This window comes from Frankia sp. Hr75.2, from assembly GCF_949319125.1.
Lineage (GTDB): Bacteria > Actinomycetota > Actinomycetes > Frankiales > Frankiaceae > Parafrankia > Parafrankia soli.
This window is the reverse complement of the sequence record NZ_CASGGV010000299.1, coordinates 1-12,500: the sequence shown is the minus strand read 5'-3', so window position 1 is coordinate 12,500 and position 12,500 is coordinate 1. Positions and strand designations below refer to the sequence as shown.

Annotated in this window: 9 protein-coding genes and 1 riboswitch; of the genes, 6 read left to right on the top strand and 3 right to left on the bottom strand. The window is 74.6% G+C overall.

Features of this window, described 5'->3' with window-relative positions:
- The first annotated feature begins 10 nt into the window (after positions 1-10).
- Both mptB and AC559T_RS23655 read left to right on the top strand, forming a co-directional pair.
- A complete protein-coding gene (gene mptB / locus AC559T_RS23660) occupies positions 11-1,879 on the top strand; it encodes a polyprenol phosphomannose-dependent alpha 1,6 mannosyltransferase MptB (protein WP_498870156.1) in 1,869 nt (622 codons plus the stop codon).
- Positions 1,880-3,581: 1,702 nt separating this feature from the next.
- Positions 3,582-4,838 (top strand): Glu/Leu/Phe/Val family dehydrogenase, encoded by a 1,257-nt coding sequence (locus tag AC559T_RS23655; protein WP_071060792.1) that lies wholly within the window; start codon positions 3,582-3,584, stop codon positions 4,836-4,838.
- On the opposite strand, the gene AC559T_RS23650 is transcribed toward AC559T_RS23655, so the two are convergent.
- Positions 4,783-5,238, bottom strand: coding sequence for an RNHCP domain-containing protein (locus AC559T_RS23650; RefSeq protein WP_498870155.1), 456 nt, complete (start codon positions 5,236-5,238; stop codon positions 4,783-4,785). The genes AC559T_RS23655 and AC559T_RS23650 overlap by 56 nt on opposite strands.
- Positions 5,239-5,478: 240 nt before the next feature.
- On the opposite strand from AC559T_RS23650, the gene AC559T_RS23645 reads away from it, so the two are divergent.
- The 3 genes from AC559T_RS23645 to otsB are packed head-to-tail and all read left to right on the top strand — an operon-like array spanning position 5,479 to position 7,717.
- The gene (locus AC559T_RS23645; protein ID WP_071060788.1) at positions 5,479-6,108 is read left to right on the top strand and encodes a DUF3263 domain-containing protein; all 630 of its coding nucleotides are present in this window, start codon (positions 5,479-5,481) and stop codon (positions 6,106-6,108) included.
- Between the two features lie 9 nt (positions 6,109-6,117).
- Entirely contained in the window at positions 6,118-6,774 is a 657-nt protein-coding gene (locus AC559T_RS23640; protein WP_498870154.1) for a LytR C-terminal domain-containing protein, read from the top strand.
- Between the two features lie 55 nt (positions 6,775-6,829).
- Positions 6,830-7,717: a trehalose-phosphatase gene (otsB, locus tag AC559T_RS23635; RefSeq protein WP_071060784.1), complete on the top strand. Its 888-nt coding sequence runs from the start codon at positions 6,830-6,832 to the stop codon at positions 7,715-7,717.
- A gap of 94 nt (positions 7,718-7,811) precedes the next feature.
- Here otsB and AC559T_RS23630 read toward each other — a convergent pair whose 3' ends face one another.
- Both AC559T_RS23630 and AC559T_RS23625 read right to left on the bottom strand, forming a co-directional pair.
- Positions 7,812-9,335 (bottom strand): alpha,alpha-trehalose-phosphate synthase (UDP-forming), encoded by a 1,524-nt coding sequence (locus AC559T_RS23630; RefSeq protein ID WP_498870211.1) that lies wholly within the window; start codon positions 9,333-9,335, stop codon positions 7,812-7,814.
- Between the two features lie 118 nt (positions 9,336-9,453).
- Complete coding sequence (locus tag AC559T_RS23625) at positions 9,454-10,254, bottom strand: HAD hydrolase family protein (RefSeq protein ID WP_248831507.1); 801 nt, start codon at positions 10,252-10,254, stop codon at positions 9,454-9,456.
- Positions 10,255-10,456: 202 nt separating this feature from the next.
- Positions 10,457-10,576, top strand: a riboswitch (SAM riboswitch).
- A 7-nt stretch (positions 10,577-10,583) separates the two neighbouring features.
- Here AC559T_RS23625 and thrC point away from each other — a divergent pair.
- Complete coding sequence (thrC, locus tag AC559T_RS23620; RefSeq protein WP_012157620.1) at positions 10,584-11,861, top strand: threonine synthase; 1,278 nt, start codon at positions 10,584-10,586, stop codon at positions 11,859-11,861.
- Positions 11,862-12,500: the final 639 nt, after the last annotated feature.

The window sequence follows — 12,500 nt, the reverse complement described above, 5'->3', positions numbered from 1 at the left end:
GTCCGGCGCCGTGACCACCCAGGGCGACCCACGGGCCGCCCGTCGGGGCGCGGCCGTTCGGGCGGACGGCCCCGCCGAGCTCGTGGGACCATCCCATCCCGAGCGGCACGGCCGCGTCGACCGAGGGGCCGGCGACCGGCCCGCGTGGCGGCTGATCCTGGCCGGCGCGATCGCCGCCGCGCTCGCCATGATCAGTGAGGCTCGGCTCGGGCCGCGAGATCCTGAAGTGGCCGACCCGTCGTCCTGGTGGGGAATTCTCCCATCCGGACAGCCCGCGGACACGGCCAGGGGCGTGCTTGCCGCCACAGCCGGGCTGGCCGTGATCGGGCTCTGCCTGAGCTGGCTGCTCCTGCTGGCACGCGCGCGCCGCGGGACGATCTCGCCGCGGGCGGCCGGCGCCGCCGCGCTCGCGTGGGCCGTCCCGTTCGCGGTGGGACCGCCGCTGTTCAGCCGGGACGTCTACGCCTACGCCGCCCAGGGCGAGCTCGCCCGGCACGGTCTCGACCCGGCGACGCACGGCATCAACAGCCTGCTCTCGCGGGAGGCAGGCGGGGGTCTGTTCATCGCCGCGGTCGATCCGCGGTGGCGCGACACACACGCCCCCTACGGGGGGTTGGGGGTGGGTGTCGAACGCGCGTGCGCGGCGCTCGGTGACCTGCTCGGGACCGGCGCGGCCGGGACGGTCGCCGCGCTGCGGGTGGTCGCCCTGATCTCGACCGTGCTCCTGGTCGCCCTGGCCCTGAGGCTGCCCGGCGGCCCGCGCCGAGCGGACCAGGGTGGCCGTTCTGGTCGGTGCCGTTCTGGTCGAACGGTGGCGATCGTGCTCGCGCTGCTGGCGGCGAACCCGTTTGTGATCATTCATCTGGTCGGCGGCGCGCACCTGGACGCCCTCGCCGCAGCGCTGCTCGTCGCGGCGCTGGTGATCGACCGTGGCCGCGGGACCGGTCGCGCTCCCAGCTGGGCTCTCGGCGCCACCGCAGTGGCCTTCGCGTGTCTGGCGGGCAGCGTGAAGGCCACCGCGTTCCTCGGCGCCGGCTGGCTGGTCTTCGTCCACGTCCGCGATGCCTGGCACTCCGGACCGGCCGCGGCCACCGGGCGGCCCGGCCGGCGCGCGGCGACGATCGGGACGGCGCTCGCCGCGGACACCGTGGCAGCGGCCCTGGCGCTGCTGGCCGGGATGGCCGCAGGCGGATTCGGGCCGACCTGGATAGGCGCGTTGGCCACCTCGGGCAAGCTCGAGACCGGCATCGCGCCCGCCTCGGTCTTCGCGACCCTCGTCGACCTGGCGCCGCGGATCGTCGGCCTCGAGTGGCCCGGAGACTCCGACGCCGTGCTCGGCGCCACCCGCGCCCTCGTGCTGGCCGTTGTCGGCCTGACCGTAGCCTGGCTCGCGCTGCGGACCTGGCCGGCGCGAGCGACGGCGCGACCGGCGGCACAGGCCACCCGGCCGCTCACGCCCGACGCCGTCAGGCCGACCGGGCCGGAGCCCGGCCGCCGGGACGACCTGGTTGTCGTGGGTTTCGGGGGGATGGCCCTGGTGCTCGGCTCCCCCGTGGTCTACCCGTGGTATCTCGCTCTGAGCGTGCCGTTCCTGGCCGCGCTGGTCGCACTCGCCCCATCCCCGCCCGGACGGCAGACCCGCGCGGCCGTCGGGCTGATCGCCGTCACGTCGGTTTGGCTGTGCCTCGCGACGCTGTCGCCGCTCGCCGCCACCTGGCGACTGCTCGGCCGGGCCGACCCGCTGCTCGGCGCTGCCCTGGTGGTGGTGTCGGCGGCAGTGGTGTCGGCGGCGACTGTGCCGGCGGTCCGTCGCCGGACGACTGTCCGTCGCCGGACGATTCCCGCGCCGCGGCCCGAAGCGCGTACCAGGCCGCGGTGACGAGCACGGCGTTGCGCGCGACCAGCAGCAGCCCGCCGACGACCCGCCCCTGCACGACGTCGTTGTAGCGCCACGGGTAGACGACCTGCGACAGCACGGCGCAGACGGCGAGCAGCCCCGCCGCGTCGACCTTCCGCCCACGCCACCCACGCCACCCGGACCACCCGAGCCGGCCGCCTGTGCTCTCGGAGTGGTCCGATGACTCGGCCCGCACACGCTCGGCGCCGGCGGTGGACGGGCGGACGGCGGCGGCGGCGGCGGTGAGGACGAGCAGCCAGACCAGGTACTGCGGGCTGAGCACCCGCGAGGTGATCACAATCAGCAGGACCAGCGCGAGGCCACGCCCGGCAACCGACGATGTGCCCTCCGCGTCCATCGAACCGTCCCCGCCCGGCCGGGGGGAGGCGTCCACGGCCCGACCAGGGGACCGCCGCGCCCACCACCACAGGACCGCGGCGGCGATCACGATCACCTCGGCGAGCGAACAGGCCGTCGCCACCGCCCTGGCGAGCCCGCCGTCGAACTGGAGTGACCCGTAGGAGTACTCCGGGGCGGAGCCGATCCCGAGCATCCGCGCCACGACGAACGGGGTGGCCGGAACCGCCTCGATCTGCAGGCCGCGGGCGCTCTGCGCGTCCAGGAACCCCAGCGCGCCCCGCCACCAACCGGCGAGCACGAGGACGGCGGCCAGGACGGCCGCCGTCACACCCGCACCCGCCACGATCCGCGCCACCCGGCCCAGCACCGGCGAGCCCGGGCGCGTCAGCCCGCGTCGTCCCAGGGCCACCAGGAGCAACCCGGGCCACACCTTCACCGCCACGCCCAGCGCCACCCAGCCACCGAAACGACCGAGTGAACCAAGCGCACCGAAAAAACTGAACGGGCGGAGGCGCCGGGAGTGCCCCGGCCGACCAGCGCCATCAGGAGGCTCAGCGTCACCGGAGCCATGGGTGCCACCGGGCGCGGAGCCGTCCAGGGCGAGGACCGCGGCCAGCGCCGCGGCCGCCGGCACCAGGTCGAACCGGGTCAGCATCACCGGGCCGAGGGCGAGCGTGGCCAGCAGCCAGTACCGGGCTGCCGCGGGTGAGCGGCGGGCCAGCGCCCGGGTGAGCACCGCGTCCACGACGAGCATCAGCAGGTAGAAGGACACCTCATACGGGACGCCGGCCAGCTCGCGCGGCACCGCGGGCAGCGCCAGGACGACCACCGCGCCCGGCGGGTACTGCCATTTCTCGTCCCCGGGCACCGTCCTGTCACCGACGAGCGTGTGGCCCCACTCCCGGTAGAGATCGACATCACCGAGAACGCTCTGCTGCGCGCCGAACACCTGGCCGGCCAGCGCCAGGGTGAGCAGCAGGGCCCGGCTGACGACCCACCGGACGACCAGCGGCCGTCCTCGCAGGGCCGCGTACCAGCGTGCCGGGCCGCGCGCCCGTCCTGCCGGACCTGCTACTCCCGCGCTGTTCACGATCCCCGGAAGGTACCGGTCGCGGCGGCGAGCGCGGTACCGACGTGGGACAGTCGTAGCCATGCGAGTACGCTGCGCAACCTAGCGTCACACGAGCGGTTACGTGCCTCGAGCCCACGTACCTGCTACCGACAGCAGGAGTCACTCCACGGTGCGCATTTGCGCCCGTGAGCGCGGAGCCCGACGGCGCGCTCCGCGCGTTACGGGTGGCCGGACGCGCCGCGGAGGTGTTCTGTGATCCTCGGGACCGGCTCCGCCTGGGACACGGCGTGCGTGCAGCTCGCCGACGCGGCCCAGCACCTGGGTCTCGACGACGGCATGCACGACCTGCTGCGCACGCCGCGGCGGTCGATCACCGTCTCCGTCCCGCTGCTGCGGGACGACGGGCAGCTGCTCGTCCTGTCCGGCTACCGCGTTCAGCACAACCTCGCCCGCGGGCCGGCCAAGGGCGGGCTGCGCTACCACCCGGCCTGCGACCTGGACGAGGTCAAGGCGCTGGCCATGTGGATGACGTGGAAGTGCGCGCTGATGGGGATCCCCTACGGCGGCGCGAAGGGCGGCATCGCGGTCGAGCCCGGGCTGCTCTCCCGGCAGGAGCGGGAGCGGATGACCCGCCGGTACGCCGCCGAGCTCGTCCCCCTGATCGGGCCGGACAAGGACATCCCGGCCCCGGACGTCGGCACCGACGAGCAGACCATGGCCTGGATCATGGACACCTACTCGACGCACACCGGCCACACCGCCCCGGGAGTCGTCACGGGCAAGCCGCTGTCCATCGGGGGGTCCGCCGGGCGTGCCGGGGCGACCAGCCGCGGGGTCCAGCTCGCCGCGTTCGCCGCGCTGCGCGAGCTCGGCCGGGACCCTCGGGAGACCACGGTCGCCGTCCAGGGGTTCGGCAAGGTGGGCGCCCTGGCCGCCCAGTACCTGCACGACGCCGGCTGCCGGCTGGTCGCGGTGTCGGACGTGAAGGGCGGCATCCACAACCGGGCGGGGCTGAACCCGTCCGCGCTGATCCGCCACCTGGCCCGCGGGGCCGACACCGTCGTCGGCTACCCGGGCACCGACACGATCACCAACACCGAGCTGCTCGAGCTGAACGTCGACATGCTCGTCCCCGCCGCCTTGGAGGGGGTCATCAACATCGGCAACGCGGACCGCGTCCGGGCACCGCTGATCGTCGAGGGCGCGAACGGGCCGGTAACCGCCGAGGCGGACCACGTCCTGACGGGCAAGGGGACGGTGATCGTCCCCGACATCCTCGCCAACGGCGGCGGGGTCGCCGTCTCCTACTTCGAGTGGGTGCAGGACATCCAGGCGTACTTCTGGACCGAGGACCAGGTCAACGACCGGCTGCGCGCTCTCATGCAGCGGTCCTACCAGGAGGTGTCGGCGCTGGCCCGCGAACGGCGGGTGAGCCTGCGGACGGCCGCCCACATCATCGGGGTCGCCCGCGTCGCCGAGGCGCACCGGACCCGCGGCCTGTACCCCTGACGGCCGCCCCACCCCTGAGGCCGGCGTCGCCCGGGCCCCGCAGGCTCACCTCGTCCGCGACCCGGGCGGCCAGCGCGAACAGCGCGGACTCGGCGTCGGCGGGCGAGGTCCGGTTGCGCCGCAGGTGCCCGCAGCTCTCGCAGCGGTGAGTCAGGACGGTCTCGCGCGCACGCATCTCCACCCCGACAGGACGCATCAGCCCGCGGCACGGCGCCGCGCGGTCGCCGGGGTTGACGTCGACATGCCGCGACCAGAGGCAGGCCGGGCAGTGGTTCGTGTACCCGTCGCCGCGCACGGCGGCGCCGCACACCAGGCACGCGAAGTCCTCCGGCGTCCGGGCGAACCGGCGGCCGTCGTCGGCGCCCCGGGCGGCACCGGGCCCGTCCTCAGGCGGTTGCACAGTTCAACGGTAGGGCAGGGCGCGCCCGGGCCGCCCGGCCCGGGCGCCACCGGACGGGCTCCGTGCCACCGGACGGGTCCGTGCGGGGGCAGCGTGACCGACGCGCCAGGGTGTGTCCCGGGAACGAACGGGGATGTCGGACGCACAGGGTGAAATAGTGGGCGGCGACCACGCGACCGTGGTGCGCGTACGCCCGCTTGAGCGCCTCCGTAGCGAGGCTGCCCACAAGGAGGTCCCAGCGTGGACGCCGCCCATGCCGAGGCCCGGCGCCGAAGTGTCCCGGGCCCGGCCTCGTCGCCGCGCCCGGGGCGGAGCGGCTCCGCGGACACGGGCCCCGGCGGCCACACCGGCCCAGGCGGCTCCGGCCCCGCCGGCACCAGGCCCGCGGGTTCCGGGCCTGCGAACTCCAGGCCCACCAGCGCCGGACCCGTAGGTCACGGGCCCACCGGATCCAGGCCCGCGGATCCAGGGCCCGCAGGTTCCAGGCCAACCGGTTCAGGGCCGGAAAACTCCGGGCCCAGCCAGGCGGCGGCAGGCGGGAGCGCGACCGGCGGCGGCGAGGGTGGCTCCGGCGAGAACGGGCGCGGCGCCAACGGGCTGACGGAACGGGAAGCCCGGGTCCTCGCCTTCGAAAGCCAGTGGTGGCGCTATCCCGGCGCCAAGGAGGCCGCCATCCGGGCGGAGTTCGGCCTGTCGTCAACCCGTTACTACCAGATCCTGAACGTTCTGATCGACTCGCCGGCCGCGCTGGCCGCCGACCCGATGCTCGTCCGCCGACTGCGGCGGCTGCGCGAGCAACGCCGGCGCGCCCGCGCCGGTCATGTGGACGACGCCGGTGAGCCCGGCGACGACGGTTCCGACGACGCCTGAGGAGAGCCCGTGCCCAGAGGCTCCCACGACTTCTCCCGGCACCCGGGTGGTGACCGCCTGCGCATGGCAGGTGCCGCCCTGGTGGCCGTGCTGGCCGTACTGGCCGGAATTCTGCTGGTGAACCTGTTCAACGGGTCCGGCGACTCCGACGACGGCGCCGCCCCGGCGGTGACCGGCGAGCCCGTCGCCCCCTCGGGCGAGCCGGCGCAGGGCGCAGACCGCCCCGAGGACTCCTCCAGCCCGACGCCGTCGGAGCGGGCGACCCCGAGCCGGTCGCCCAGCCCGACACCCGGCCCGCGGCCGTCGCCGACGCCGCAATCCGCCCCGGCGCAGCCACCCGCGGCCCCGGCCACCGGGGCGCCGAAGGTCTTCGCGCCCGTCGTCGTGCTGAACAACTCCCGGATCGCGGGTCTCGCGGACAGCGCCGCCAACCGGGTGGAGGCGGCCGGCTTCCGGGTCGAACGGGTCGGCAACTACCTGGGCCAGTACAACGTGCCGGTTTCGACCGTCTTCTACGATCCCGAGGACGCCGACGCCGCGCGCACCCTGCTCGAGACGGTTCCCGGCGTCGAGCGCATGGTGCCCCGCGCAGAAACGAGGATCATCGAGACCGACACCCTGATCCTGGTCGTCACCCGTGACTTCCCGACCGACGACCAGCCCTGACAACGGCCCACCAGCAGCCACCATCCCTCACAAACGACGTGACCGGGAAGGGATCGTGACCGACTCCTCCGCGCCCTCGCCGCCCGCTCCCGCGGGTGCCCACGCCACCGCCGAGCCTGCCCCCGCCCCGCGCACCCTGGCCGGCGGCGCCGGCCTGGCCGCCCTGCTGACGACGCCGGACAAGGCGCTCGTCGCCCTCGACTACGACGGCACCCTCGCCCCGATCGTCTCCCGGCCCTCCGACGCGGTGCCCGCGCCCGGCGCGATGGCCGCGCTGGGGCGGATCTCCCGCCGCGTCGGCACCGTCGCGATCATCACCGGCCGGCCGGTGGACGCCGTCCTCGAGCTCACCGGGGTGGAGCGGTTCACCGATCTCGGGCACCTGCTCGTCCTCGGCCAGTACGGGCTGCAGCGGTGGGACGCCGAGACCCGGCAGACCACCGCCCCGGAACCACTGCCCGGGGTGGAGGCGCTGCGCTCGGCCCTGCCAGACGCACTGCACGACGCCCCGGCCGGGACGTCGGTCGAGGACAAGCGGCACGCGCTGGTCGTCCACGTGCGGCGGACCGCCGACCCCGACGCCGCGCTGGCGGCGCTCACCCCGGCGCTGACCAGGCTCGCCGAGGAGCACGGGCTCGAGGCGGCGCCGGGCAAGCGGGTCCTGGAGCTGCGCCCGCCCGGTCACGACAAGGGCCGTGCCCTGCGCGGGCTCGTCGCCGAGCGGGCGGCCCGGTCCGTCCTCGTCGCCGGCGACGACTACGGGGATCTCCCCGCCTTCGAGGCGGTCGACGAGCTGCGGGCCGGCGGCCTGGGCGCGATCACCGTGTGCAGCGACAGCCCGGAGGTGCCCGACGTGCTGCGCGAGCGGGCGGATCTGGTCGTCAGCGGCCCGACCGGCATGGTCACCCTGCTGGAGGTACTCGCCGACCGCCTCGGCGCCTGACCCGCGACGTCGACTCGAGGCATGACCCGGGACGGCCGCTCGGGGCCTGACCCGGGAACCGGGCTCGGGGGCCGGCCCGGCCCGGGGAACCGGATCAGCCGGCGCGGTCCGGTTCCGCCGGCGCGTGGCCGCGGATCTCGTCCAGCTGCGCCCGGAACCAGGCCCGCGGCGGCAGCTCACCGGCGACGGCGGCCAGCCGCCGGGCCCGCTCGCGCCGCTCGGCCGCCGGCATGACCAGCGCGGTGTGCATCGCCTCCGCGGTGGCCGTCACGTCGAACGGGTTCACCACGACCGCGTCGGCGCCCATCTGCGAGCACGCCCCCGCCTCCCGGGAGAGGACGAGGACCCCGCCGTCGACCGAGACCACCATCCCCTCCTTGGCGACGAGGTTCATCCCGTCCCGGATCGGGTTCACCACGAGGACGTCCGCGAGCGTCATGGCGGCCAGCGAGCGCGGGAAGTCGTCGTTGATCTCCAGATGCACCGGCAGCCAGGTGTCCGTCCCGAACTCGTCCTCGATCTCGGCGGCGAGGCGCTGGACGGCCGCCGTGTACTCGCGGTACTCGGGCAGGTCGTGGCGGGACGGGTAGGCGCACACCAGGTGCATGACCCGACCGTGCCACTCCGGGTGCGAGCGGAGCAGCTCGCGGTAGGCGTCCAGGCCGCGGACGATGTTCTTGGACAGCTCGGTGCGGTCGACCCGGACCACCAGGCGGCAGCCCCCCGCCAGCTCGCGCAGCTCGGCCGCGCGGGCACGGACGTCGGGGCGGGCGGCGCGGTCCCGCAGCTCGGCGGCGTCCACTCCAAGGGGGTACAGGCTGGTGCGCACGGTGCGCCCGCCGGCGGTGACGGTGTCGCCCACCACCTCGGCGCCGAGGATCTCGGCGCAGCAGTCGCGGAAGGCCGCCGCCCACGCCGGGGCGAGGAAGCCGAGCCGGTCCGCCCCGAGCATGCCGTGCAGGATCGCCGCGGACACGTCGTCGGGCAGCATCCGGAAGTACTCCGGCGGGGACCACGGCGTATGGCTGAAATGGGCTATCCGCAGGTCCGGCCGCATCTGGCGCAGCCGGGCGGGGACCAGCGTCAGGTGGTAGTCCTGGACGAGCACGCACGCCCCCGGCGCCGCCAGCTCGGCCAGCGCGTCCGCGAACGCCGCGTTGTACGCCTCGTAGGCGGCCCAGTCCTTGCGGAAGGACGCGCCGAAGCTCGGCTCCGTCGCCGGCGCGTGCAACAGGTGCAGGACGAACCAGAGCGTCCGGTTGGCGACCGCGTTGTAGGCGCGGTCGAACAGCACGCGGTCGAGGTCCAGCATCCGCACCGAGGCGCCGCCGGTGTCGTAGCCGCTGCGGTCGATGCGGCCGCCCGGAGCGGAGCGGGCGGCCCGCCGGTCGGCGTCACTGAGGGCCGCGCAGACCCAGACGATCTCCCGGCCGTCCTCGGGCGTGTCCTGGACGACCTGGGCCAGGCCGCTGACCAGACCGCCGCCGCCGCGCCGGGGATGCAGCAGGCCGTCGTCGCCGACGACGAACGACACCGGCCCCCGGTTCGACGCGATCAGCAGATCGGCCTGGGCCGGGTACTCGCTCCCGGGCGCCGTGAACTCCCCGATGCCCGGCATGTGACGCACACAGCGGAGCGTAGGCCATCGAGTGCCCTGTCGGGGCGCCACCCGCAAGCACCGCGGGTGCGCGCCGCCGGAATGCCGCCCGGCAGGGCCGCCGCGACGGGGCCCGCGGTCAGCCGGCGCCGAGCGCGGCGCGCACCGCGGTGGCCCAACCTGCACCGAGCGGGCCGTCCTCGACCACCACGTTGTCGTAGGCCGGGAGCAGCGCGGCGATGTCCGGGTGGCGCACCGCGTTGGCCACCAGGTGCATCCGCCCCACCGAACGGGCCATCGCGAGATCACTGGCGGAGTCGCCGATGGCGATCGCCTCGGCCGGGTCCACCCCGCGCCGCCTGAGGTCGTGCGCGACGGCGTCGCCCTTGCTGACGCCGTCCGGCACCAGGTGGTAGACGTGCGGGTGCACGCCGAGATCGGGCATGTGCGCCGGTGAGATGAGCCCGTTGTCGCGCATGCTCAGCCAGCCGAAACCGGACTCGGCCAGCCAGCCGTCCACCTCGGCGACGTCGATCCGGCCACGCAGCATGACGTCCACCTCGCGGCCGGTGTGCCAGGGGGTGTGCAGCTCCAGGCGGCCGGGGTGCAGCTTGATCAGCTCGTCGAGCAGGCTCTCCGGCACCCGCTCGAACGAGTCGGGCATCGCGCCGCGCAGGATCTCGGTGTCGAGCCCGGTGTTCCATCCGATGATCGCGCCCAGCTCGCCGATGAACCCGTCGGCGCCGAAGATCCCGGCGGCCTCCACGAGCTGCGGCCTCGTCCGCCCGGAGACCAGCACCAGCGCGATGTCCGCGTCGTGCAGGTCGACGAGTGCGCGGGCGGGGTCAAGGGTGGTGTCGCCGCCCTCGGCCCGGAAGAAGCAGCCCCGCGGGCCGACCATCGTTCCGTCGAGATCGGTGTAGACCACACGAACGCTCACGCTTCGGGCTCCCTGGTGTCGGTCCGGCGAGATCGCGGCCGGCGGCAAGCGGCCCAGGTGACGCGGGCACACGGCCCCTCGACCCGACCGCGGCCCACCTCAGGACGTGTCATCGAAGCACCTGTGGCACACGGCAAACCGCCGGAACTCCGGTGCACGCCTGTCCGCACGCGGTCTACAGTACGGACAGACAACTTCATCTGGCTCATCCAGAGGGGCAGAGGGAACGGCCCAGCGAAGCCCCGGCAACCACCGTCGCATCCATGCGCGGCAGGTGCTAATTCCGACCCGGGACGCAGCCGGCTCCCGGGAAAGATGAGGAGTTCCGCATGACTCTCGCGCCCGAGCGCGCCACTCTCCCGAGCCCGGACGCCGCCAACCCCGCCGTCTCGCTGTCCTGTCGTCACTGCGGTGCCACCTACCCGCTGTCGGCCACCCACGTCTGTGTCGAGTGTTTCGCGCCGCTCGAGATCGCCTACGACGAGGACCGGCTGCGCAAGGTCACCCGGGCGTCGATCGAGGCCGGGCCGTCCAACCTGTGGCGGTACGTCGGCCTGCTGCCCGCCGGGCACGTCGCCGAACGGCGCGTCTCCCTCGACGCCGGCTGGACCCCGCTGCGACCCGCCCAGCGCCTCGCCGCCGAGCTCGGCATGCGCACCCTGTGGGTCAAGGACGACAGCGCGAACCCGACCCACTCGTTCAAGGACCGGGTCGTCTCGGTGGCCCTCACCGCCGCCCGCGAGCTCGGCTTCCACACCGTCGCCTGCGCGTCCACCGGGAACCTCGCCCAGTCCGTCGCCGCCCACGCCGCGTCCGCCGGCCTGCGCTCGGTCGTGCTCGTCCCGCACGACCTGGAAGCCGGCAAGACCGTGTCGACGGCCGTGTACGGCGGCACCCTCGTCGCGATCAAGGGCAACTACGACGACGTCAACCGGCTGTGCAGCGAGCTGGCCGGCGAGTACGAGTGGGCGTTCGTCAACGTCAACGTCCGGCCGTTCTACGCGGAGGGCTCGAAGACCCTCGGCTACGAGGTCGCCGAGCAGCTCGGCTGGCGCATCCCCGGCCAGGTCGTGGTGCCGATCGCCTCCGGCTCCCTGCTGACCAAGGTCGACAAGGCGTTCGGCGAGCTCGGCCGCCTCGGGCTCGTCGAGCCCACCCCGTACAAGGTCTTCGGCGCCCAGGCCGCCGGCTGCAACCCCGTCGCCGCCGCCTACGCCCGCGGCGCCGACACGGTCGCCCCGGTGAAGCCGTCGACGATCGCCAAGTCGCTGTCGATCGGCAACCCGGCGGACGGCCCCTACGCCCTCGACGTCGCCCGCCGCACCGGCGGCGCCATCACCGACGTCACCGACGACGAGATCGTGGACGGCATCCGCCTCCTGGCCCGCACCGAGGGGATCTTCGGGGAGACCGCCGGCGGCGTCACCGTCGCCTGCCTGCGCCGCCTGCTGAACGAGGGCCTCCTCGACCCGGACGTCGAGACGGTGATCTACAACACCGGCGACGGGCTGAAGACCCTCGACCCCCTGGTCTCCACAGGTGGCCCCACCGCCACGATCCCGCCCTCGCTCTCCGCGTTCGAGGCCGCCGGCCTCGGCGACGACTAGCCTCCCGCTCTCCCCGACGAAGCGTCGGCGCCCGGACCCGCGCGAAACCGCGGCTCCCGGGCGCCCGCAGAACGGGTGACACCCGGGCCCACGGAGCGGCAGCGCCCGGGGCTCTCGCGCAGCGGTGGCGGGGCCTCCCGCGGAACGGGCCGGTGGGGCCCGGGCGCACCGGGCGATGGCCCGGCCGAACCCGGTGGTGGACCAGCCCGAACCGGTGGTGGGCCGGTCGCGGGCCGAACCGAGCCCGGTGGTGGTCGGTCGGCGTCGTGTGCGCGTAGCCGGGCGGGGAGTTGTGCGCGGCTGGTCAGGATGGCGTTGTTCGACACCGATTCCGCCTGGGGCCACACCGATTTCCCGTGGATGTCGCCGCAGGCGGGGAGGCCTCGGCGGCCTGCCGCCACGCCGATGGGACACGGGGGGCGAGCTTGCACTCACCCATGCCGAGTGCTAAACAGGACTTGGCACTCTCCCCATGGGAGTGCCAAGGGCTGAAACGACGAGGCTTCCTGGTCATCCTTCCGTTCGCACGGGGGCCGGGTCGGAGCCGTCCGTCGCGGGCGTCGTTGTGGCCAGGCCATCGAACTGCCATCCCCCTGGGAGGACCCAGACACCATGCCGAAGATCATTGCCTTCGACGAG

Bases quoted from the DNA above. Each gene is read 5' to 3' on its own strand.
- AC559T_RS23630 (WP_498870211.1), bottom strand. From the start codon at position 9,335: ATGCCGGGCATCGGGGAGTTCACGGCGCCCGGGAGCGAGTACCCGGCC.
- thrC (WP_012157620.1), top strand. From the start codon at position 10,584: ATGACTCTCGCGCCCGAGCGCGCCACTCTCCCGAGCCCGGACGCCGCC.